The sequence below is a fragment of the Caulobacter sp. 602-1 genome (genome assembly GCF_003931565.1).
Taxonomy (GTDB): Bacteria; Pseudomonadota; Alphaproteobacteria; order Caulobacterales; family Caulobacteraceae; genus Caulobacter.
In genome coordinates, this window is the sequence record NZ_RRYI01000005.1 from 197,150 (window position 1) to 217,708 (window position 20,559).

The following is a 20,559-nucleotide window of genomic DNA, read 5'->3' on the forward strand; positions in this document are numbered from 1 at the left end:
GCTATCGGGCTGTCTTCCTTCACTGCGGAGTCCGAGAGATCATGCGGCTTTCCGCCTTCGCCCCGGCCAAGGTCAATCTGTTCCTGCACGTGGGCGGGCCGGACGCTGAGGGCTATCACCCGATCTCCAGCCTGATGGTCTTCGCCGATGTCGGCGACCAGGTGATGATCCAGCCCGCCGACGTCCCGGATTTCGAGACCTCGGGCCCGTTCGGCGGCGCGATCCCCGCCGATGGCGAAAACCTGGTGGTTCGCGCCGCGCGCGCTTTCCACGCCAGGCTGGGCGGGCCTATCCCGCCGTATCGCCTGATCCTCGAGAAGCGCCTGCCGATCGCCGCCGGCCTGGGCGGCGGCTCCAGCGACGCCGGCGCGGCCCTGAAGCTGCTGCGCGACGCCCTGGCCCCGAACCTGTCCGACGACGACCTGGAGCCGCTGGCCGCCAGCCTGGGCGCGGACGGCGCGGCCTGCCTGCGGGCTACGGCCCTGATGGCCGAGGGGCGAGGGGAGATCCTGTCGCCGGCCCCGACCTTGCCAGAGCTGCACGCGGTGCTGGTCAATCCCGGCGCGCCGTCGCCGACCGGAGCGGTCTATCGCGCCTATGACGTCGCCGTGCATCCGGACGGCGCGACGGCGCCCTTTCTGCCGTCCGACCTGGAAAGCGTCGAGGAAGTCGCCGGCTGGCTGGCCGTGGCCACTCGCAACGACCTGGAGGCGCCGGCCGTGGCGCTGGAGCCGCGCATCGGCGAGGTGCTGGACGCCTTGCGGGACGAGCCCGAGAGCCTGCTGGTCCGGATGTCGGGCTCGGGCGCGACCTGTTTCGCCCTCTGCGCCGGCGACATCGAGGCCGAGGGTCTGGTCGACCGTCTCGAGTCGATGCGACCGGACTGGTGGGTGCGGCGTTGCCGCCTGAGCTAAGGAAATGGACATGAAGCGCCGTGACGTTCTCGCCGCCCTCGGTCTAAGTCCCATTTGGGGCCTCGCCGCCGCGCCGGGGCTGGCCGACGCCCAGATCCTGAACCTGGCGCCGACGCCGATCGTGCCCGGCGCCGGCGACGTCGTGGTCAGCCTGGACACCAGCCTGGGCGCCATCGTCATCGCCCTGAAGGCCCGGCAGGCGCCGCTGACCACGGCCAACTTCCTGCGGTATGTCGATGGCAAGCTCTATGACGGGGCCAGCTTCTGGCGGGCCGCCAAGGCGCCAGGCTCGACCACCTACGGCCTGATCGAAGGCGGCCTGGCCGGCGACCCGAAGAAGGTGCTGAAACCCGTCGCCCACGAACCGACCACCCAGACGGGTCTGCGCCATGTCGACGGCACGCTGTCCCTGGCGCGGCGCGAGCCCGGCAGCGGCGACAGCGACTTCTTCATCTGCGCCGGTGACGCCCCGTACCTGGACGCCAACCCCGCCGCCGAGGGGGACAATCTGGGCTTCGCCGCCTTCGGTCAGGTGGTCAAGGGCATGGAGATCGTCCGCGAGATCCTGAACCTGCCGACGCCCGGCGTGGCGATCAATCCGGTGATGAAGGGGCAGATGCTCGACCCGGTCGTGCCGATCGTCACGGCGCGGCGGCTCTGATCGCTTCGGCCAGACCAGCCGGGGATCGCCCAAAGAGAAAGGGCGCGGAGATCGCTCTCCGCGCCCTTCGACTTGGAACCTACGCCAGCCTTAGCTGTGGTAGGCGCGTTCGCCGTGTTCCGAGATGTCCAGGCCTTCCTCTTCGGCTTCCGGCGAAGCCTTCAGACCGATGACCAGCTTGATCACGAAGAAGACGATCAGCGAGGCGACCAGCGACCACACGACCGTGACGCAGACGCCCTTCAGCTGGGCCATCACTTGGGTGCCCAGGCTGTAGACGGCGTTGTCGCAGGTCGAGATGTCGCCGTCCTTGGCGCAGCTCGTGTAGTCGACGATGCCGGCGCCGCCCCAGGCGGGGTTGACCAGCAGGCCGGTGCCGATGGCGCCGACGATGCCGCCGATGCCGTGGATGCCGAAGGCGTCCAGGCTGTCGTCGTACTTCAGGGCGTTCTTCACGACCGAGCAGAAGAAGATGCAGATCGGCGAGACGACGAGGCCCAGGATCACCGAACCCATCGGACCGGCGAAGCCGGCGGCCGGGGTGACGGCGACGAGGCCGGCGACGATGCCCGAGGCCAGGCCCAGGGCCGACGGCTTCTTGCGGGTGACCCACTCGACGACGATCCACGACAGGCCGGCGGCGGCGGTGGCCACGAAGGTGTTGATCATGGCCAGCGAGGCGTAGCCGTTCGATTCCAGGTTCGAGCCGGCGTTGAAGCCGAACCAGCCCACCCACAGCAGGCCGGCGCCGACCAGGGTCAGGGTCAGGGAGTGCGGGGGCATCGGCTCCTTGCCGTAGCCTTGACGCTTGCCGAGGATCAGGGCGCCCACGAGGGCGGCGATACCGGCGTTGATGTGGACGACGGTGCCGCCGGCGAAGTCGAGAGCGCCGAAGCTCCAGATCAGGCCCGACTTGACCGGAGCGGTCGGAGCCAGGGCGATCGCGTCAGGACCCGGCCACCACCAGACCATGTGCGCCATCGGATAGTACGACAGCAGCGGCCACAGGACGGCGAAGGCGACGATGGCGGCGAACTTCATGCGCTCGACCAGCGAACCGACCACGAGGGCCGCGGTGATGGCCGCGAAGGTCGACTGGAACGAGATGAAGGTGAACTCGGGGATCACCACGCCGGTCGAGAAGGTCGCGACGTTGCTGGCCGGGGTCACGTCCTTCAGGAACAGGCGTCCCAGGCCGCCGACGAAGCTGTCCCAGCTGCCGCCGTCGGTGAAGGCGAAGCTGTAGCCCCACAGGACCCAGGCGACGAAGCCGATCAGGGCGACGGTCGAGACCTGCATCATGACCGACAGCATGTTCTTGGCGCGCACCAGGCCGCCGTAGAACAGCGCCAGACCCGGGATGATCATCAGCAGGACCAGCAGCGAGGACGTCAGCATCCACGCGTTGTCACCCTTGTCGTTCTTGTCGACGATGGTGGGCGCGGCGGCCGGAGCGGGGGCGGGCGTGGCGGCGGGCGCGGCCTCGGCGGGCGCGGCGGCCGTCATGGCGGCGGCCGGCGCGGGCGCGGCCTCCTGGGCGAAGGCGGTGGCGCCCAGCGGAGCCCCCGCCAGCGTCGCGGCGAGCAAAAGCCCGGCCAGCGGTTTGAAGGTGAGTTTCATCGTCGGTATCCCCTTTTCCCGATGCGTTACAGAGCGGCCGAGCCGGTTTCGCCGGTGCGGATGCGGACGGCTTCTTCGACGTTCAGCACGAAGATCTTGCCGTCGCCGATCTTGCCGGTGGCCGCGGCGGCCTTGACCGCCTCGACGGCCTTGGCGGCGGACGCGTCGTCCACGACCGCTTCCAGCTTCACTTTCGGCACGAAATTCACCTGGTATTCGGCGCCCCGGTAGATCTCGGTCTGCCCCTTCTGACGGCCGTAGCCCTTCACTTCCGACACCGTCAGACCTTCGACGCCGGCGGCGACGAGCGCTTCGCGCACCTCGTCCAGCTTGAAGGGTTTGACGACCGCTATGATCAGTTTCATCCGCCTTGCTCCGACCCGTTGAGCCACGGGCTTGCTTTGCTTGGTTGTTCGGAAGCGTTCTCGCCCCCGGTGCGATCACCGCCGACGCCGCCATCACGCGCTGCATCGTTCCCCGGCTTGGCCACGCTATCGGCGACGGTTCCATGACGGGTGGCGCGGGCAAGGTTTTGGAAAGGAAATGGGCAAGGCGCCCAAAATATAGGCGCGCAGCGCTGCCGCTGCGTCAGAAACCGGCGATTCGACCTGTCGGTAAGTTCTGGCTCCGACGGGCCGGCTTGTCCTAGGTTGGCGGAATCCCCAACGCCCCGCTTCGGAGCCCGCCCATGTCGCCGCTGGTCATGAAGATCGCTCCCTGGCTGTTGCTGGTCATGTCGAACGTCTTCATGACCTTCGCCTGGTACGGCCACCTGAAGGGCAAGCCGATGGCCTTGCCCGTAGCGATCATCTCCAGCTGGCTGATCGCCCTGCCCGAATACTTGCTGGCGGTGCCGGCCAATCGGATCGGGCACGCCGTGTATTCGACAGCGGAGTTGAAGGTCGGTCAGGAGTTCATCACCCTGATGGTCTTCATGCTGTTCTCGTATTTCTATCTCGGCGAAGCGATCAAGTGGTCGACTGTCGCTGGATTTGGCCTGATCGTCGCCGGCGTCGCGGTCATATTCTATTTCCGGTGACGCTTTCCGTGATCACGTGCCCGTGATCACGGAACCGACTCCCCGGTCCGAGCGTACTCCGCTCGAACCGAGAGGAACTCGATCATGATCACTCAGCGTCTCCTGACCGCCGCCGCCGCGGTCGCCCTGATGACCGGCTTCGCCCACGCCCAGGACGCGACGGCGCCCGCCGCGCCAGCGCCGGCCGCGTCCTCGCCCGTCGTCGCCAAGGGCGATCTGATCCAGACCGCCGAGGCCTCGGGTCAGTTCAACACCTTCCTGAAGGCTGTCGGGGCCGTGAACCTGACCAGCGTTCTAAAGACCAACCAGAACCTGACCCTGTTCGCCCCGACCGACGCGGCCTTCGCCGCCTTGCCGGCCGGTGAGCTGGATAAGCTGATGCTGCCCGAGAACGGGCCGATGCTGCAGAAGGTGCTGACCTATCACCTGATCAACGCCAAGGTGGACTCCACCAAGATCAAGGGCGCCAAGGGCGAGGTGAAGAGCGTCGAGGGCTCGCCGCTGCTGCTGGACGGCTCGGGCGCGGCCCCCATGGTCGACACCGCCACCATCACCCAGACCGATGTGATGGCCACCAATGGCGTGCTGCACGTGGTGGACAAGGTGCTGATCCCGAAGGACGTCCCGGGGCTGCAGTCCGCCGCCGCGGCGACGGACGCCAATGCGACGATGCAGGTCGCCGCCAACGAGCAGCAGGCGCCGGCCGGCCAGGCCATGACGCCGGCCCCGGCCGCCCCGACCGATATGGCCTCTGACCCGGCCGCGAGCCCCGCCATGCCGGCGGCCACGGCGGCGCCGGACGCCGGGGTCAACACCTCGGGTGTCGTGCCGGTGTCTTCGCAATCGCCGGAGGCCCAGGCTTCGCTGAAGGCCGGCGACGCCAATGTCGTCTCCAACCCGCCGGTCGCCGACACCAAGGCCAACCGCGCCAAGTACGGCGCCCCGGAGTCGAACGCCGGCAAGCACACCGTGCCGAAGGGCAACTAAAGCCCTTACCGTTCCGGACATCGCTTGAAGCACCGGTCGGCGGGCCCTATGGTCCGCCGACTTTTTTCTAGGCCTGCTTCGATTGATGTCGCGCGAAAAACCCAAGTCCTTCCAAAGCCTGATCCTGACGCTCCATGACTATTGGAGCCGGCAGGGTTGCATCATCCTGCAGCCGCATGACGTGGAAGTGGGGGCGGGAACCCTGCACCCGGCCACGGTGCTGCGCGCCCTGGGCCCCAAGCCGTGGAACGCGGCCTATGTGCAGCCCTCGCGCCGTCCGGGCGACGGGCGCTATGGCGAAAACCCCAACCGCCTGCAGCACTATTACCAGTACCAGGTGATCCTGAAGCCGAACCCCGAGAACATGCAGGACCTGTATCTGGGTTCGCTGGAAGCGATCGGTCTGGACCTCCGCACCCACGACATCCGCTTCGTCGAGGACGACTGGGAGAACCCGACCGTCGGGGCCTGGGGCCTGGGCTGGGAAGTCTGGTGCGACGGCATGGAAGTGTCGCAGTACACCTACTTCCAGCAGGTCGGCGGCCTGGACGTCTCGCCGGTGGCCGGCGAGCTAACCTACGGCCTGGAACGTCTGGCCATGTACGTGTTCGGGGTCGACAACGTCTACGACCTGCCGTTCAACGATCCGGACTCGCCGCTGGGCGCGACCACCTATGGCGACGTGTTCCTGGAGAACGAACGCCAGCAGTCGGAAGCCAACTTCCACGGCTATGACGTCGCGGTGCTCAAGCAGCAGTTCGAGCAGATGGAAGAGCAGGTGCCGCTGATGCTGGCCCGCTCGTACCACAACAAGGCTCTGGTCCTGCCCGCCTACGACATGGTCCTGAAGGCCAGCCACCTCTTCAACCTGATGAACGCCCGCGGCGCGATCGCCGTCGCCGAGCGCGCCAGCTACATCGGCCGCATCCGCGACCTCTGCAAGCTGTGCGCCAGCGCCTGGGTCGAGCAGCAGGAAGCCGCGTAAAGTCTGATGCCCCAACTTCTCGTCGAACTGTTCTCGGAAGAGATCCCCGCCCGCATGCAGGCCCAGGCCGCCAAGGACCTGGAGCGCATGGCGCGCGAGCACCTGGCCGCCGCCGGCTTCCTGCCCGAGGCCCTGAAGACCTTCGCCGGCCCGCGCCGCCTGACCCTGGTGGCCGAAGGCCTGCCGCTGGCCCAGGCCGACCGCAAGGAAGAGCTGAAGGGCCCGCGCGTCGGCGCGCCGCCGCAAGCCATGGAAGGCTTCCTGCGCAAGGCCGGCCTGACCCAGGACCAATTGGTCGAGCGCGACGGCGTCTGGATGGCCTTCATCGAGAAGAAGGGCCGCCCGACGCCGGAGATCGTCGCCGAGATGGTCGAGGCCATCGTCCGCGGCTTCCCGTGGCCCAAGTCGATGGTCTGGGGGACCAAGAAGCTGCGCTGGGTGCGGCCGCTGAAGCGGATCCTGTGCGTGCTGGACCGCGAGATCGTGCCGTTCGCCATCGAGGGCATCCCGAGCGGCGACGTGACCGAAGGCCACCGCTTCATGGGCGACGCCAAGCCATTCGTGGCGCGTGACTTCGACGAATACGCCGCCGGCCTGGAAGCCCACTACGTCGTGCTCGACGTCGAGGAGCGCAAGCAGCGCATCCTCGAAGGCTGCAAGACCCTGTGCTTCGCCCGTCATCTGGAGCTGGTCGAGGACCAGGGCCTTCTGGAAGAGGTCGCGGGCCTGGCCGAATGGCCGACGCCGGTGCTGGGCGACATGGATCCGGTGTTCCTGAGCTTGCCGCCCGAGGTGATCCGCACCTCGATGCGCACGCACCAGAAGTACTTCGCCGTCCGCAAGGCCGGCGAGCAGGGCCTGGCGCCGCACTTCATCACCATCGCCAACATCCAGGCCGCCGACGGCGGCGCGGTGATCGCCGCCGGCAACGCCAAGGTGCTGTCCTCGCGCCTGTCCGACGCTCGCTTCTTCTGGGACGAGGACGTCAAGGTCGGTTTCGAGCCGTGGCTCGAGAAGCTGAACGGCGTCACCTTCCACGCCAAGCTTGGCACGATGGCCCAGCGCGTCGATCGTATCGTCGCCCTGGCCGGCGAGATCGCCCCGCTGGTCAATGCGGATGTCGCCAAGACCAAGGAGGCCGCGCGTCTGGCCAAGGCGGATCTCGCCTCGCAGATGGTCGGGGAGTTCCCCGAGCTGCAGGGGATCATGGGCGGGTACTACGCTCGGACTTTCGGCCTGGACGGTGAGATCGCCGACGCCGTGCGCGACCACTATAAGCCGCAGGGGCCGGGCGACTCCGTCCCGACCGCGCCGGTGAGCGTGGCGGTGGCGTTGGCCGATAAGCTTGATACGCTGGTCGGCTTCTTCGCGATCGACGAGAAGCCAACGGGCAGCAAGGATCCTTATGCGCTGCGCCGCGCGGCGTTGGGCGTGATCCGGATTGTTCTGGAGAATGGGCTGCGAATCTCGCTGCAGGGCGTTACCAAGGTTGCTGCCGTTGCCTGCCTTTGGGCTTCCGAGGTTGCTAGCCCTCCCTTTGATAGCGATTGGCGCGCCGCTTTGACTGATGTCTGGGAACGTATCGGTCGCGGATACGCAGCAAATAGGAATTTGGCCGCCGACACTTACAATGAAAGTGAACTCACAGATCGCATAGCGTGGGTCGAAGCGTCATCGCGTGATTTGATCGCCTTCTTCGCCGACCGCCTGAAGGTCACCCTCCGCGACCAAGGCAAGCGCCACGACCTCGTCGACGCCGTCTTCGCCCTGGGCGACGACGATCTGGCGCGCATCGTCGCGCGGGTCGAGGCCCTGGACGGCTTCCTGAGGACCGACGACGGCAAGAACCTGCTGGCCGGCTACAAGCGCGCCTCCAACATCCTCAAGGCCGAGGAGAAGAAGGGCGCTCTGCCGGTCGGGGCGCCCGAGGGGCCGGCCGCCGACAGCGCCGCCGAGGTGGGGCTCTACAACGCCCTGCGCCTGCTGGACAAACCGCTGAAGGACGCCCTGGCCAAGGAAGACTTCACCGGCGCCATGACCCAGCTGGCCGAGCTGCGCGGTCCGGTGGACGCCTATCTGGACGGCGTCTTCGTCAACGAGCCCGAGCACCGCGACAACCGCCTGAAGACCCTGGCCGCCGTCCGCGACGCCATGGGCCAGGTGGCGGACTTCGGCCTGATCGCCGGCTGATCCAAGCTAAAGTCCAAACGGAAACGGCGGCCTTTCGGGCCGCCGTTTTTGTGTCTAGGCCGCCGCCGCGTCGAACTCGGCCTTCCAGCCGGCGAAGGCGGCGCGGTCGTCCTGGTCCCACGGATGGAAGCCGGGGCGGTACCAGGCGAAATAGGTCTTCCAGCCGCGGCTGAAGACGCCTGGCTTGTCCCACACGAACGCGTTGACCGCCTTCAGCGCCGCCTTGGGCGAATAGCCGTCGGCCTCCAGCAGGCGGGCGGCGTAGCGGCAGATGTTGCGGGTGAACATGATGGTCACGAAGAACATCGCCCGGCAGCGCGTGAAATAGCGGCGGCGGGCCGACCAGTCCTTGGTCGCGACCATGAAGACGTCATAGGCGACCGCCTTGTGCTCGGTCTCCTCCATGGCGTGCCAGCGCCACAGCTTCTCGACTTCGGGGTTGGCCTTGTCGAACAGGTCCTGATGACGCGCGTGGGTCTCGGCCATCATCGCCGTGAAGTGCTCCAGCGCGATGGTCGACAGCAGCATGGCCATCTGACCGCGCTCGCGGGCCATCTTCACGCGGCCCCGCACCGTCTCCTCGATCTCGGCGACCGGATAGCGGTCGCGGTCGATCAGGCTGTTCAGCTGATGGTGCTCGCGCGAGTGGATGGCTTCCTGGGCGATGAAGTTCCTGGCGTCGTCCAGCAGCTTGCCGGTCAGCAGGTGGCGGTAGTTGCGCACCGCGTCCATGAACAGGCGCTCGCCGTCCGGGAAGGTCAGGGACAGGGCGTTGAACACCGCCGTGCCGACGGGATCGCCGCCCAACCAGTGGCCCTTCTGGGCGTCGGCGAGGTCAAAGCGGATGTCGCGCGGGGTGACGTCCAGGTCGGCCGGGGTCGTCTTGCCTTGCGGGGTTTGGGTCTCGGTCATGGCGTTGTGCGCTCCACCGGATTAGGGCTTGTTCAGCCTGTGTTGTGATGCACTCTGAGTTATACTGACAAAAATGTCAATAGAGACGCCCGCCTCCCTCGACGCCCCGAAGACGCGCGTGCGCCGCACGCCCGAAGCCGCGCGCGAGAACATCCTCGCCGCCGCCGAGGTTCTGCTGGTCGAGCAGGGCCCGCAGGCCATCAAGCTGGCCGATGTCGCCAAGGCCGCCGGGGTGGTGCACGCCAATGTCATCCACCACTTCGGCTCGATCGCCGGGGTCGAGGCGGCGCTGATGGAGCGGATGATCCGTCAACTGGCCGACAAGATCATCGTCGGCTTCAACGCCCACGGCGCCTCGCCGGGCTTCGGGGCCCAGGCCCTGTTCGACGCCTTCGAGGCCAAGGGCGCGGCGCGGCTGGCGGCCTGGCTGGAGCTGACCGGCGAGGGGCGGCGGATGACCCTGGTGCGCGAGGTCGTCGACGCGGTGGTTCAGACCCGATTGGCGCGCGAGGTCGGCGTCGAGCGGGAGAAGATCATCGACTTCATCCTGCTGAACATCATCCTGGCGATCGGGGTTGGGCTGTTCGGGCCGACGCTGAGCGAGCTTCTGGGGCGGCCGTCGGGTCGGGCGCGCGAACTGGCGCTGGAGCTGGTCGTCGGGCGGATCACCGCCATCCGGGACGAAAGGTTAGGTCCGGGCCAATAGAGCCGGCAGAACGGCCTGGGTCAGCAGGGGCGCCAGGCGCAGGTCGCCCGGCGCGGCCGGGTCGATCCAGGCCAGCTCCTCGATCTCGGCCCGCGCGGCGATCGCGCCCTCGACCCTGGCGAGATAGGTCGCCGACTGGACGGTGAAGCCGGCCTCGTTGGCGGCCGGCGCGGAAAAGCGACCCAGCAGCTCGGCCTCGACCAGTCGGCAGCCCAGCTCTTCGTCGAGCTCGCGGGCCAGGGTGGTCAGGTCGTCCTCGCCGGCGTCGCGCTTGCCGCCGGGTTTCATGAAGGCGGTCGTGCCGCGCTTGCGGACCAGCAGCATGCGGCCGCGCTCGTCGCGGATCACGGCGGTGACGATGTCGAGGACGCGGCTCATCCCGGCAGGATAGCCGCGTCCTCGATTCTTGTTCCGGTCTTCGTGTCGCTACTTCTCGACCGCCGCCAGGACATGCTCGGTCAGCAGCTTCTCGGCGATGACGTGCGGCTGGCGGACGCCGAAGTTCGTCGTGGTGATCACCGCCACCAGATCGAGATCCGGTACGACGGCGACTTTTTGACCGCCCGTGCCGCTCATCACCCAGGCCTTGTGGCCGGCGCCATCTGAGCCTGGGAAGCTCTGCAGCCAGATCAGATAGCCGTAGTCGGTGTTCTCCCGGGCATTGGCGTGCGGTGCGACGGCGGCCTTCACGAAGTCGGCGGGCAGCACCGGCTTACCCTCCCACTGACCGCCATTGGCGTAGAGCTGGCCCAGCTTCAGCAGGTCGCGGCTGCGCAGACCCAGGCCCCCGCCGCCTTGGGCCAGGCCGAGGGGCGACTTTTGCCAGTGTGGGTTCTCGATCCCGAGCGGCTTGAACAGCGCTTCGTCGGCGAAGGCGGGCAGGGGCTTTTTCACCGCGCTCTGGATCACCGCGCCCAGCGTCGTGACGCCGGCGGTGCAGTAGCTGAAGCTGCGGCCATAGGGCGAAGCCTCGGGCTTGGGCATCCAGTCCGGGAAGCCGCGCACCGGCAGATCGAGATAGAAGCCGACCCAGTCCTCGATCAGGTACATCCGCTCCTCGTTGCCGCGCGAATATTCGTTGTCGTCATCGCACTCGGCGATCGAGCTCATGGTCAGCAGGTCCTCGACCGTGACCTTGTCCTTGCGCGGATCGGGATTGGCGACCGGCGGGCGGTCCTTCAGATAAGCCTTGATCGGCGCGTCGACGCTCGGTAGCGCCCCGCGCGCGATCGCGGCCCCGGCCAGCATGGCGGTGACCGTCTTGGTCGTGGAGCGGGTGTTGCGCCGCGCCTCGGGGCCGCCGTCCTTCTGACCCTCGTCATAATAGGCCTCGAAAACCAGCTTGCCGTGGCGGGCGATCAGGACGCTGGTGATCTGCTGGAACTGTCCGGCCTTGATGGCGGCCGACATCGCGTCGAGCTTGGAGGCCGAGAGGCCTTCGGCGGCGGGCGTGGCCGTGGGCCAGTCGGCGGCCTGGGCGCCGAGCGGAGTCAGGACGAGGGCGGCGGCGAACGCGAAGGCTTTCAAGACGGGAACTCCAAAGGGAACCTCCGCCGTCTAGGCTGAGCCGGCCGCCTCGTCTTGGACGCTTGAAACTTCCGGCCGGCGACCGCACAGCCGGGCGAACTCGCCAGGCGTGACGCCATAGGCCTTGAGGAACTGGCGATTGAGGTGGCTCTGGTCGCAGAAGCCGGAGGCCAGGGCGATCTCGCCGATCGGGTCGCGGCCGCGCATCAGCAGGTCGGCGGCGCGCTCCAGCCGTCGCGCGCGCAGCCGGTCGCCCGGCGCCGCGCCCAGCCAGCGGCGATAGCCGCGCGCCAGGTGGACCGGATGCACCCCGGCGATCTCGGCCAGATCCGCGACGCTGATCGGCTGGTCGAACGCATCGGCCAGATAGGTCTCGGCGCGGTCCAGCCATGGGGGGCGCTTGTCGCCGTCCGAGGCCGGCGTCAGCGCCTGGGCCGCCAGTTCCAGGCTCAGCCCCTCCAGCGACAGCGTCTCGGCGTCGCGGGCCAGCAGCGAGCGGGTCAGGCGCAGGGCCGCGCGGCGGGCGGCGGGACCGGTCAGCCGCAGAGCGTCGATCGCCGCGCCGCGTCCGGCGTTGGCCAGGGCGCGCCAGTCCGAAGGGCCGAAGCTGACGGCCAGGAAATAGCCGCCGATATCCACGAAGCGGTCGCGGTGGACGACGCCGGGCGGGTTGAAGACCAGCACCGGCCCCTCGGTTTCGGGGCCGGCGGCGGTGGTGATGTAGCGGCCATGGGTGGCCAGCACGAAATGGGCGTCGTCGTGGCTGTGTTCGTCGACGTGCTCGGCGCGTTTCGTCGCTTCCAAATGCGCGAGGCGGACGCCTGGCAGTTGGCGCTCGACCGTCGGCGCGCCATAGAACCGGCCTTGGCTGAAGGCGGTTCTCGGCGAAGCCATCCTAACCCAGCTTCTCGGCGGCCCAGGGGGCGAAATAGGTGATGATCCCGGCCGCGCCGGCGCGCTTGAACGCGGTCAGGCTTTCCAGGATGGCGCGGTCGTGGTCGATCCAGCCGTTCCGGGCGGCGGCCATGATCATCGCGTACTCGCCCGACACCTGGAAGGCGTAGGTGGGCATGCGGAACTCGTCGACCAGGCGCCGGACGATGTCGAGATAGGGCATGCCCGGCTTGACCATGACCATGTCGGCGCCCTCGGCGATGTCGAGCGCGACCTCGCGGATGGCCTCCTCGGTGTTGGCCGGATCCATCTGGTAGGTCTTCTTGTCGCCCTGACCGGCTGAGAGCTTGGCCGAGCCGATGGCGTCGCGGTACGGGCCGTAGAAGGCCGAAGCGTACTTGGCGGCATAGGACATGATCATCGTGTCCTGGAAGTTCGCGCCTTCCAGCGCCGCGCGCAGCTTGCCGATGCGGCCGTCCATCATGTCGGAGGGCGCCAGGATGTCGGCGCCGGCCTCGGCTTGCATCAGGCCCTGCTCGATCAGGCGCTCGATGGTCGGGTCGTTGAGGATCTTGCCGCCTTCGACGACGCCGTCGTGGCCGTGGTCGGTGAAGGGGTCCAGGGCGACGTCGCACATGATGCCGACCTCGGGGGCGGCGTCCTTCATGGCCTTGACGGCGCGGGGGATGACGCCGTCCGGATCGGCGGCGATCGAGCCGGTCGCGTCTTTCCGCGAGCCGTCGATGTGCGGGAAGATGGCGATGGCGGGGATGCCGAGATCGCGGGCCCGGACGGCGGCCTTGGCGGCTTCCTTGACGGAGAGGCGCTCGACGCCCGGCATCGAGGCGACGGGGATCGTCCCTTCGCCCTCGTGCACCACCATCGACCAGATCAGGTCGGACGGTCGGACCTCGGTCTCGCGGACGAGGCGGCGGGTCCAGTCGGCCTGGCGTACGCGGCGCAGGCGGGAAGCGGGGTAGGGGGCGAGGGGCGGAACGGTCATGGCGTTGATTTGGACCGCGCCGCCTCTCTAGGCAAGTTCATGGGGCCCTTAAGAGGCTCAAGAATAGCGGAAGGCCGGATCGTCCAGGTCTAGGGTCGGGAAGAGATCCTTCTCGGTCCAGTAGTCCTGGGTGTGTCGCCATTCCGGCTTGTCGCCGGCCTTTGGCAGCAGATGCATGTTCCGCATCAGATAGCTGGGATTGAAGTCCTCGGGATCGATCCATTCGCCGATCTTCATGTCCGCGTCCTGCGGCCGCAGGGCGACCTCGACCTGCCGCACGCCTCTCGCCTCCATGTGCGCCAGCAGGCGGCAGACGAAGTCGCCGATCATGTCGGCGCGCAAGGTCCAGCTGGCCCGGAAATAGCCGAAGACCCAGACCAGGTTCGGCAGGCCGGTGAACATCATGCCGCGGTAGGTGACCGTCTTGGCGAAATCGAGCGGCTTGCCGTCCACGGCGAACGCGATGTCGCCCAGGACGCTGAGGTCGAAGCCCGTCGCCGTGACGATGACGTCCGCGTCCAGCGTCTCGCCGGACTTGAGCAGCAGGCCTGTCTCGGTGAAGCGTTCGATCTCGTCGGTCACCACCGACGCCTTGCCGGAGGCGATGCCCTGGAAGAGATCACCGTCCGGCACGAAGGCGATGCGCTGCCGCCAGGGACGATAGCGCGGCGTGAAATGGGTCTTGATGTCGAAGTCCGGACCCAGGAAGGCCTTCACGCCCTCCAGCAGCTCGGCCTTGACCACCTCGGGCTCCTCGACCGAGCGCCGCGTGAATTCGTTCTGGTCGAACAGCACTTTGCGGCGGACGATCTCGTGGATCCAGGTCTCGTCGATTTCCAGCTGGCGCAGGACGTTGGCCAGTTCGTTCTCGTTGCGGCCGGGCACGAAGTAGGTGGGCGAACGCTGCAGCACGGTGACATGGGCGCAGTCGCCGGCGATGTTGGGAACCAGGGTCGCGGCCGTCGCGCCAGAACCGATCACCACCACCCGCTTGGTCTTCAAGTCGAGGTCGTCGGGCCAGGTTTGCGGATGCACGATCCGGCCCTTGTAGTCCGACATGCCGGGCCAGTCGGGCGTATAGCCTACCGCGTGCCGGTAATAGCCCTGGCACATCCACAGGAAGTTGGTGGTGTAGCGCTCCGCGCCGTCGGGACCGGCCACCTCGAGCGTCCAGAGCTTGTCCGCGGACGACCAGCTGGCCGAGATGATCCGTCGCCGATAGCGGATGTGGCGCGCCAGATCGTTCTCGGCGATCACCTCGCCCATGTAGTCGAGAATTTCCGCGGCGGTGGCGATCGGCGGGCCGACCCAGGGCTTGAAGCGATAGCCGAAGGTGTAGAGGTCGCTGTCCGAGCGGATGCCGGGGTAGGTGTGCGTAAGCCAGGTGCCGCCGAAACTGTCGAGCGCCTCCAGCACCGTGAAGGTCGTCCCCGGTCGTTGCGCGCCGAGGTGGTAGGCGCTTCCGATCCCGGAAATGCCCGCGCCGACGATGATCACATCGAAATGCTGCACAGCCGCGCCTGGCGCGGTCTTCGAAAGCGTCGCCGCCTCGGTCATGCCGTTCCTCCCGTGTCGGCCGACAGGCGGCCAAGTTGCCCCGGCGTCTCTTCGGACGCCTGAGTTATCAACGTACACTTAGAGGGTGCTGCGCCGTTTGCGCTGAATCAAGCGGCGTTTGCGCGTTCGGGTGAAAAGGTCAGGGCGCGGCGCGCGAGGCCAGCACCGACGGGCTGTCGATGCGGGTCCACAGCTGCGACTTGCAGAGGAAGTTGCCGATCACGCAGCCCTTGGCGCGCATGGTCTTGGGGTCGATGATGTCGGCCGACCCCACCAGGGTGACCTTCAGGGTCGGAACCCAGACGCGGCCTTTTAGCGAGCCGTTGTTCTGGGCTTCGAAGTCACGCAGCAGCTGCTTGCCGATCAGGGTGTCCGTGCCCGATTTGCGCGCGTCGGCCTCGGCCTTGGCGCTGGCCCACACCACGACGCCGCAGGTGCTGGGGCCGCAGTCCTTGATTTCCAGGTGCACGGTGTTGTGCGGGTTACGCCACACGCCGTAGCTGCGCGAGATATCGCCGCCCTCGGCCGCATAGACCGGGACCGTGGCCGCGGCCATTCCCAGGGCCGCGACAAGAGCGGCGAGTGCAAGTTTCACGAAGCGCATAATCGTCGATGCAAATGTTATTGTTGAGAACGCCCAGACTCGAGATCGGCATTTGGGCCGAAAGGCGATGGTTATCAAGGGGGTGCGACGCCTGAGCCGCTACACACCGTGTAACGGAGGATTTCAGGCCACACTTGGATGCCCGCGCGACACGCGTTGACAGCCGGCGCACGGCGCGGCAGGTCAGCGGCCAAGAAGGTGAGGGCGGCTTTGCCCCGAACGGGAGGAAGTGAGCATGGATTTCGCGCTGAGCGAGGATCAACTCGCAATCCAGGACGCTGCTCGCGCGTTCGCCGAAGGACAGCTTGCCCCTTTCTCGGCCGAGTGGGACGAGAAGAAGCATTTCCCGGTCGAGACCCTGCGCCAAGCCGCCGAGCTGGGCTTCGCCGGCATCTATGTGAACGAGGATGTCGGAGGAAGCGGTCTTTCGCGCCTCGACGCCTCGATCATCTTCGAGGCGCTGAGCTACGGGGATGTGCCGACCGCCGCCTATTTGACCATCCACAACATGGCGTCGTGGATGATCGACCGCTTCGGCTCCGATGATCTGCGCAAGCGCTACCTGCCGCGCCTGACGACCATGCAGCTGATCGCCAGCTACTGCCTGACCGAGCCGGGCTCGGGCTCGGACGCGGCCAACATGCGCACGAGCGCCAAGCTGGATGGCGACCACTACGTCCTGAACGGCGGCAAGGCCTTCATCTCGGGCGGCGGCGTGTCGGATGTCTATGTCGTCATGGCCCGCACGGGCGGCGAGGGCGCCAAGGGCGTCTCGGCCTTCGTGGTGGAGAAGGGGACCGAGGGGCTCAGCTTCGGCGCCAACGAACGCAAGATGGGCTGGAACGCCCAGCCGACCGCCCAGGTCAATTTCGACAACTGCCGCGTGCCGGTCGAGAACCGCATCGGCCAGGAAGGCGAGGGCTTTCGCTTCGCCATGATGGGTCTGGACGGCGGGCGGCTGAACATCGCCTCGTGCTCGCTGGGCGGAGCGCAGTTCGCCCTTGATACGGCCAAGGCCTATATGGAGACCCGCAACCAGTTCGGCAAAGCGCTGAAGGAGTTCCAGGCTCTGCAGTTCAAGCTGGCCGACATGGCCACCGAGCTGGAGGCCGCCCGTCTGATGGTGCGCCGGGCCGCCCACGCCCTGGACAGTCGCCACCCCGAGGCGACCAAGCTGTGCGCCATGGCCAAGCGCTTCGCCACCGACGCCGGCTTCCAGGTGGCCAATGACGCCTTGCAGCTGCATGGCGGCTACGGCTACCTCCAGGACTATCCGCTGGAGCGCATCGTGCGCGACCTGCGGGTGCACCAGATCCTGGAAGGGACCAACGAGATCATGCGCGTCATCATCGCCCGCGAGATGTTCCGCCAATGAGCCGCGGATGATCTATCTCTGTCGCCACGGCCAGACCTTCCACAATCGGGAGGGGCGCCTGCAGGGACGGTCGGAGTCGGACCTGACGCCGTTGGGCCGGGCCCAGGCGGGCGCCATGGGCGAGTTGTTGTTCGATCTGGTCCGCCGCGACCCGCCGGCCGATTGGCGCATCGTCGCCAGCCCGCTGCGTCGGGCGCGGGACACGGCCGAGACGATCGGCGCGCGTCTGGGCCTGCCGGTCGCGACCGACGAGCGCCTTGTCGAGATCGACGTCGGCGAATGGTCCAACCGACTGCGCGAAGAGGTGAGGGGCGAAAACCCGCATCTGCACGGCGACGACGCCTGGGGCTTCCACGCGCCGGGCGGCGAGACCTATGAGGCCATGATGGCCCGGATCACCCACTGGCTGGACGAACAGGCCAGTGAGCCCGAGCGCCGGCTGATCGTGGTCAGCCACGGCGTCGCGGGCCGGCTGCTGCGCGGCGCCTATGCCGGCCTGTCACGCGCCGAGACCCTGGCCCAGGACATTCCGCAAGACGCCGTCTATCGGTTGATGGCTGGCCAGATCGAGCGCTTCGACTGCGCGCCCATCGCCGAACACGCCTAGGACTCCCATGACCGACGAACCCGAAGTCCTGATCCGCGTCGAGAAGAACGTCGGCCGCATCACGCTCAATCGCCCCAAGGCCCTGCACGCCCTGACGCTCTCCATGTGCGAGACCATGATCGGCGCCTTGCTGGACTGGCGGGAGGATCCCGAGATCTACATGGTGCTGATCGACCATTCGGGCGAACGCGGCTTCTGCGCGGGCGGCGACATCCGCATGCTGGCCGACAGCGGGGCCAAGGACGGCGTCGAGGCGCGGCGGTTCTTCCACACCGAGTATCAGCTGAACCACCTGCTGTTCACCTACGACACGCCTGTCGTGGCGGTGATGGACGGCATCGTCATGGGGGGCGGTGTCGGCATTTCGATGCCGGCCCACGTGCGGATCGCCACGGAGCGGACGACCTTCGCCATGCCCGAGACCGGCATCGGCCTGTTCCCGGACGTCGGGGGCGGCTGGTACCTGCCGCGCCTGCCGGGCAAGGCGGGGCTGTGGCTGGCCCTGACCGGCGCGCGGATCAAGGGCGCGGACTGCATGCGTTTGGGAATCGCCACTCACTTCGTCGAGTTCGGAGCCATCGAGGGGCTCAAGAAGGCGATCATCGCCGACCCGCGCCGGATCGACGAGACCCTGAAGAAATATCGCGCCGACGCCGGCAAGGCCGCGTTGCTGGGCTTCGAACAGGATCTCAACCGTCTGTTCGTCGGCGAGACCGTCGAGGAGATCGTGGAGTTCCTGACCCTCGACTCCAGCGACTGGGGCAAGGCCCAGCTGGCCGTGATGCGGACCAAATCGCCGCAGACGATGAAGGTGGCCTTCGAGCAGCTGAAGCGCGGCGCGGCCATGACCGACTTCGCCGACAACATGGTCATGGAGTACCGGATCGGTTCGCGGGTGGTGATGAAGCACGACTTCATCGAAGGCGTCCGGGCCGTGATCGTCGACAAGGACAACGCCCCGAAGTGGAATCCCGAGACCCTCGAGGGGGTTACGGACGCCATGCTGGAGGAGATTTTCGCTCCGCTTCCCCGCGGGGAAGAATGGAGGCCGCTGACGTAGCCGTCACGCTAGGCTAGGGTCGCGAAATAAGAACACGTCGGTTCGGAAGGATAGCCATGCGTAAGCCGCTTCTCAGTCTCGTCGCCGTGCTGGGCCTCGCGGCCTGCGCCACCCAGCCGATGATGGGACCGCCCCCGCCGCCGCCTTCGGGCCCGGTGGCCGCGGCCATCTCGCCGAACATCGCCGCCGCGCTCAGCGATCCGTCGCGTCCGGCCGCCGACATGGTCCGAGACGTCAACCGGCATCCGGGCGAGGTTCTGACCTTCGCCGGGGTGCGCCCAGGCGCGAAGGTCGCCGATCTGATCCCCGGCGGCGGCTACTTCACCCGCATCCTGGCCAAGTCGGTCGGTCCCAGGGGCGTGGTCTATGCCTACGTTCCCGACGAGCTGACCAAGCTGGCCAATCGCGAGCCGGCGGTGAACGCCATCGCCCGTGATCCGGCCTATTCGAACGTGAAGGTGATCCTGAACACGCTGCCCAACTTCTCCACGCCGGAGAGGCTGGATCTGGTGTTCACCGCCCAGAACTATCACGACATGCACGACAAGTTCATGGGGCCGGCCGACCTGTCGGTCGTCAACCGCCAGATCTTCAGGGCCCTGAAGCCGGGCGGCGTCTACCTGGTCATCGACCACTCGGCCGAGGCCGGCTCGGGCCTGCGCGACACCGAGACCCTGCACCGCATCGACTCGGCGGTGGTGAGGTCCGAGGTCACGGCCGCCGGCTTCATCTTCGAGGGCGAGAGCCGCGTGCTGAAGGATCCGGCCGACTCCCGCAAGGCCAACGTCTACGACCCTTCGATCCGCGGGAAGACCGACCAGTTCGTCTACAAGTTCCGCAAGCCGGCCACGGCGCGCTGACCGAAAAGCGTCGGGATCCTCAATGATAAGAGCCGCGCCCATGAGGCGCGGTTCGCATTTTCCGGGAGCTTCACAATGACCCGCATCGCCTTCATCGGCCTGGGCAATATGGGGGGCGGCATGGCCGCCAATCAGGCCAAGGCCGGCCACGAGGTCCACGCCTTCGACCTGTCGGCGGCGGCGGTCGAGCGGGCGGTGGCGGCCGGCTGTCGGGCGGCCGGCTCGGTCGCCGAGGCGGTGGCCGACGCCGAGGTGGTGATCACCATGTTGCCGGCCGGTCCGCACGTGCGCGCCGTCTATGGCGATCAGGTCCTGAAGAGCGCGCCCAAGTCCGCCTTGCTGATCGACAGCTCGACGATCGACGTCGAGAGCGCCCGCGCCGTCGCCGGGCAGGCGGCCGAGGCGGGTTTCCGCTTCGCCGACGCGCCGGTGTCGGGCGGAATCATGGCCGCCGAGGCGGGCGCGCTGGCCTTCATGGTCGGCTGCGCGGCCGTGGACTTTCCGGCCATCGAGGCGGCGCTGGAGCCGATGTCGCGCGTGACCATCCACGCCGGCGACCACGGGGCGGGGCAGGCGGCCAAGATCTGCAACAACATGCTGCTGGGCGTGTCGATGCTGGGAACCTGCGAAGCCTTCGCCCTGGCCGAGAAGTTGGGCCTGGACGCCGATCGCTTCTTCGAGATCGCCAGCAAGTCGTCTGGCCAGTGCTGGTCGGTGACCAGCTATTGCCCGGTCCCGGGCGTGGGGCCCCAGACCCCGGCCGACCGTCACTACGAGGGCGGTTTCGCCTCGGCCATGATGCTGAAGGACCTGAAGCTGGCCCAGGAGGCCGCCGCCAAGGCCGGGGCCAGCACGCCGATGGGCGCACAGGCCGAGGCGCTGTACGCCTTGTTCGACGGCAACGGCTTCGGCGGCAAGGACTTCTCGGCCATCATCCAGTTGCTCCGGGGAAAGCTGACGGAGATTGGATGAATCGTCGAACAGGCCGCGTTCGAGACGGTGTTCATTGACGAAGTCGATGCGGCCAATCGCCCAATTCAATTTTCTAGGTAAAAGTC

Annotated in this window: 21 protein-coding genes; 12 read left to right on the top strand and 9 right to left on the bottom strand. The window is 67.6% G+C overall.

Annotated elements, in window-relative coordinates; translation table 11 throughout:
- Window positions 1–41: 41 nt before the first annotated feature.
- Together EIK80_RS16315 and EIK80_RS16320 are read left to right on the top strand one after the other, a co-directional pair.
- Complete coding sequence (locus EIK80_RS16315) at window positions 42–914, top strand: 4-(cytidine 5'-diphospho)-2-C-methyl-D-erythritol kinase (RefSeq protein ID WP_125158075.1); 873 nt, start codon at window positions 42–44, stop codon at window positions 912–914.
- Window positions 915–924: 10 nt separating this feature from the next.
- Window positions 925–1,575 (top strand): peptidylprolyl isomerase, encoded by a 651-nt coding sequence (locus tag EIK80_RS16320; protein WP_125158076.1) that lies wholly within the window; start codon window positions 925–927, stop codon window positions 1,573–1,575.
- A gap of 90 nt (window positions 1,576–1,665) precedes the next feature.
- Here EIK80_RS16320 and EIK80_RS16325 read toward each other — a convergent pair whose 3' ends face one another.
- Together EIK80_RS16325 and EIK80_RS16330 are read right to left on the bottom strand one after the other, a co-directional pair.
- The gene (locus EIK80_RS16325) at window positions 1,666–3,195 is read right to left on the bottom strand and encodes an ammonium transporter (RefSeq protein ID WP_125158077.1); all 1,530 of its coding nucleotides are present in this window, start codon (window positions 3,193–3,195) and stop codon (window positions 1,666–1,668) included.
- A gap of 26 nt (window positions 3,196–3,221) precedes the next feature.
- Window positions 3,222–3,560, bottom strand: coding sequence for a P-II family nitrogen regulator (locus tag EIK80_RS16330; protein WP_004623580.1), 339 nt, complete (start codon window positions 3,558–3,560; stop codon window positions 3,222–3,224).
- Between the two features lie 323 nt (window positions 3,561–3,883).
- Here EIK80_RS16330 and EIK80_RS16335 point away from each other — a divergent pair, with 323 nt between their 5' ends.
- From EIK80_RS16335 to glyS, 4 genes are all read left to right on the top strand, one after another.
- Window positions 3,884–4,234 carry a DMT family protein gene (locus EIK80_RS16335; protein ID WP_125158078.1) on the top strand — a complete coding sequence of 117 codons (351 nt, stop codon included), beginning with the start codon at window positions 3,884–3,886 and terminating at the stop codon, window positions 4,232–4,234.
- Between the two features lie 84 nt (window positions 4,235–4,318).
- Window positions 4,319–5,221, top strand: a complete 903-nt coding sequence (locus EIK80_RS16340) for a fasciclin domain-containing protein (protein ID WP_125158079.1) — start codon at window positions 4,319–4,321, stop codon at window positions 5,219–5,221.
- A gap of 85 nt (window positions 5,222–5,306) precedes the next feature.
- Window positions 5,307–6,206: a glycine--tRNA ligase subunit alpha gene (locus EIK80_RS16345; protein WP_125158080.1), complete on the top strand. Its 900-nt coding sequence runs from the start codon at window positions 5,307–5,309 to the stop codon at window positions 6,204–6,206.
- Window positions 6,207–6,212: 6 nt separating this feature from the next.
- Complete coding sequence (glyS, locus tag EIK80_RS16350) at window positions 6,213–8,396, top strand: glycine--tRNA ligase subunit beta (protein WP_125158081.1); 2,184 nt, start codon at window positions 6,213–6,215, stop codon at window positions 8,394–8,396.
- A 54-nt stretch (window positions 8,397–8,450) separates the two neighbouring features.
- Here the strand turns inward: glyS and EIK80_RS16355 are convergent, their stop codons facing one another.
- A complete protein-coding gene (locus tag EIK80_RS16355; RefSeq protein ID WP_125158082.1) occupies window positions 8,451–9,308 on the bottom strand; it encodes a metal-dependent hydrolase in 858 nt (285 codons plus the stop codon).
- A 73-nt stretch (window positions 9,309–9,381) separates the two neighbouring features.
- On the opposite strand from EIK80_RS16355, the gene EIK80_RS16360 reads away from it, so the two are divergent.
- Entirely contained in the window at window positions 9,382–10,014 is a 633-nt protein-coding gene (locus EIK80_RS16360) for a TetR/AcrR family transcriptional regulator (RefSeq protein WP_199743508.1), read from the top strand.
- Here the strand turns inward: EIK80_RS16360 and EIK80_RS16365 are convergent.
- The 6 genes from EIK80_RS16365 to EIK80_RS16390 all read right to left on the bottom strand — a co-directional run bounded on the left by EIK80_RS16365 (window position 9,997) and on the right by EIK80_RS16390 (window position 15,599).
- Entirely contained in the window at window positions 9,997–10,392 is a 396-nt protein-coding gene (locus tag EIK80_RS16365) for an NUDIX domain-containing protein (RefSeq protein WP_125158084.1), read from the bottom strand. The genes EIK80_RS16360 and EIK80_RS16365 overlap by 18 nt on opposite strands.
- 48 nt (window positions 10,393–10,440) lie before the next feature.
- Window positions 10,441–11,541, bottom strand: coding sequence for a serine hydrolase (locus EIK80_RS16370; protein ID WP_125158085.1), 1,101 nt, complete (start codon window positions 11,539–11,541; stop codon window positions 10,441–10,443).
- Window positions 11,542–11,571: 30 nt separating this feature from the next.
- Entirely contained in the window at window positions 11,572–12,435 is an 864-nt protein-coding gene (locus EIK80_RS16375) for an AraC family transcriptional regulator (RefSeq protein WP_125158086.1), read from the bottom strand.
- A gap of 1 nt (window position 12,436) precedes the next feature.
- Window positions 12,437–13,438, bottom strand: a complete 1,002-nt coding sequence (gene hemB / locus EIK80_RS16380) for a porphobilinogen synthase (RefSeq protein WP_125158087.1) — start codon at window positions 13,436–13,438, stop codon at window positions 12,437–12,439.
- A 57-nt stretch (window positions 13,439–13,495) separates the two neighbouring features.
- Window positions 13,496–14,995 carry an NAD(P)/FAD-dependent oxidoreductase gene (locus EIK80_RS16385; protein WP_125158088.1) on the bottom strand — a complete coding sequence of 500 codons (1,500 nt, stop codon included), beginning with the start codon at window positions 14,993–14,995 and terminating at the stop codon, window positions 13,496–13,498.
- 139 nt (window positions 14,996–15,134) lie between these two features.
- Window positions 15,135–15,599, bottom strand: coding sequence for a DUF2147 domain-containing protein (locus EIK80_RS16390; RefSeq protein WP_125158089.1), 465 nt, complete (start codon window positions 15,597–15,599; stop codon window positions 15,135–15,137).
- A 229-nt stretch (window positions 15,600–15,828) separates the two neighbouring features.
- Between EIK80_RS16390 and EIK80_RS16395 the strand changes: the two genes are divergently transcribed.
- The 5 genes from EIK80_RS16395 to mmsB are packed head-to-tail and all read left to right on the top strand — an operon-like array spanning window position 15,829 to window position 20,473.
- Window positions 15,829–16,974 (top strand): isobutyryl-CoA dehydrogenase, encoded by a 1,146-nt coding sequence (locus EIK80_RS16395; protein ID WP_199743509.1) that lies wholly within the window; start codon window positions 15,829–15,831, stop codon window positions 16,972–16,974.
- A gap of 7 nt (window positions 16,975–16,981) precedes the next feature.
- Window positions 16,982–17,581 (top strand): histidine phosphatase family protein, encoded by a 600-nt coding sequence (locus tag EIK80_RS16400; protein WP_125158091.1) that lies wholly within the window; start codon window positions 16,982–16,984, stop codon window positions 17,579–17,581.
- Between the two features lie 7 nt (window positions 17,582–17,588).
- Window positions 17,589–18,641 carry an enoyl-CoA hydratase/isomerase family protein gene (locus EIK80_RS16405; RefSeq protein ID WP_125158092.1) on the top strand — a complete coding sequence of 351 codons (1,053 nt, stop codon included), beginning with the start codon at window positions 17,589–17,591 and terminating at the stop codon, window positions 18,639–18,641.
- Between the two features lie 56 nt (window positions 18,642–18,697).
- Window positions 18,698–19,501 (top strand): class I SAM-dependent methyltransferase, encoded by an 804-nt coding sequence (locus EIK80_RS16410; RefSeq protein WP_125158093.1) that lies wholly within the window; start codon window positions 18,698–18,700, stop codon window positions 19,499–19,501.
- A gap of 15 nt (window positions 19,502–19,516) precedes the next feature.
- Window positions 19,517–20,473, top strand: coding sequence for a 3-hydroxyisobutyrate dehydrogenase (mmsB, locus tag EIK80_RS16415; RefSeq protein WP_255414600.1), 957 nt, complete (start codon window positions 19,517–19,519; stop codon window positions 20,471–20,473).
- The last annotated feature ends 86 nt before the right edge of the window (window positions 20,474–20,559 follow it).

What these genes read in the sequence shown, in the direction of transcription:
- hemB (WP_125158087.1), bottom strand. Translation starts at nt 13,438, where the DNA reads ATGACCGTTCCGCCCCTCGCCCCCTACCCCGCTTCCCGCCTGCGCCGC.
- EIK80_RS16345 (WP_125158080.1), top strand. Translation starts at nt 5,307, where the DNA reads ATGTCGCGCGAAAAACCCAAGTCCTTCCAAAGCCTGATCCTGACGCTC.
- EIK80_RS16330 (WP_004623580.1), bottom strand. Translation starts at nt 3,560, where the DNA reads ATGAAACTGATCATAGCGGTCGTCAAACCCTTCAAGCTGGACGAGGTG.
- EIK80_RS16340 (WP_125158079.1), top strand. Translation starts at nt 4,319, where the DNA reads ATGATCACTCAGCGTCTCCTGACCGCCGCCGCCGCGGTCGCCCTGATG.
- EIK80_RS16320 (WP_125158076.1), top strand. Translation starts at nt 925, where the DNA reads ATGAAGCGCCGTGACGTTCTCGCCGCCCTCGGTCTAAGTCCCATTTGG.
- EIK80_RS16360 (WP_199743508.1), top strand. Translation starts at nt 9,382, where the DNA reads ATGTCAATAGAGACGCCCGCCTCCCTCGACGCCCCGAAGACGCGCGTG.
- glyS (WP_125158081.1), top strand. Translation starts at nt 6,213, where the DNA reads ATGCCCCAACTTCTCGTCGAACTGTTCTCGGAAGAGATCCCCGCCCGC.
- EIK80_RS16410 (WP_125158093.1), top strand. Translation starts at nt 18,698, where the DNA reads ATGCGTAAGCCGCTTCTCAGTCTCGTCGCCGTGCTGGGCCTCGCGGCC.
- EIK80_RS16405 (WP_125158092.1), top strand. Translation starts at nt 17,589, where the DNA reads ATGACCGACGAACCCGAAGTCCTGATCCGCGTCGAGAAGAACGTCGGC.
- EIK80_RS16390 (WP_125158089.1), bottom strand. Translation starts at nt 15,599, where the DNA reads ATGCGCTTCGTGAAACTTGCACTCGCCGCTCTTGTCGCGGCCCTGGGA.
- EIK80_RS16385 (WP_125158088.1), bottom strand. Translation starts at nt 14,995, where the DNA reads ATGACCGAGGCGGCGACGCTTTCGAAGACCGCGCCAGGCGCGGCTGTG.
- EIK80_RS16375 (WP_125158086.1), bottom strand. Translation starts at nt 12,435, where the DNA reads ATGGCTTCGCCGAGAACCGCCTTCAGCCAAGGCCGGTTCTATGGCGCG.
- EIK80_RS16315 (WP_125158075.1), top strand. Translation starts at nt 42, where the DNA reads ATGCGGCTTTCCGCCTTCGCCCCGGCCAAGGTCAATCTGTTCCTGCAC.
- EIK80_RS16355 (WP_125158082.1), bottom strand. Translation starts at nt 9,308, where the DNA reads ATGACCGAGACCCAAACCCCGCAAGGCAAGACGACCCCGGCCGACCTG.
- EIK80_RS16335 (WP_125158078.1), top strand. Translation starts at nt 3,884, where the DNA reads ATGTCGCCGCTGGTCATGAAGATCGCTCCCTGGCTGTTGCTGGTCATG.
- EIK80_RS16325 (WP_125158077.1), bottom strand. Translation starts at nt 3,195, where the DNA reads ATGAAACTCACCTTCAAACCGCTGGCCGGGCTTTTGCTCGCCGCGACG.
- EIK80_RS16400 (WP_125158091.1), top strand. Translation starts at nt 16,982, where the DNA reads ATGATCTATCTCTGTCGCCACGGCCAGACCTTCCACAATCGGGAGGGG.
- EIK80_RS16365 (WP_125158084.1), bottom strand. Translation starts at nt 10,392, where the DNA reads ATGAGCCGCGTCCTCGACATCGTCACCGCCGTGATCCGCGACGAGCGC.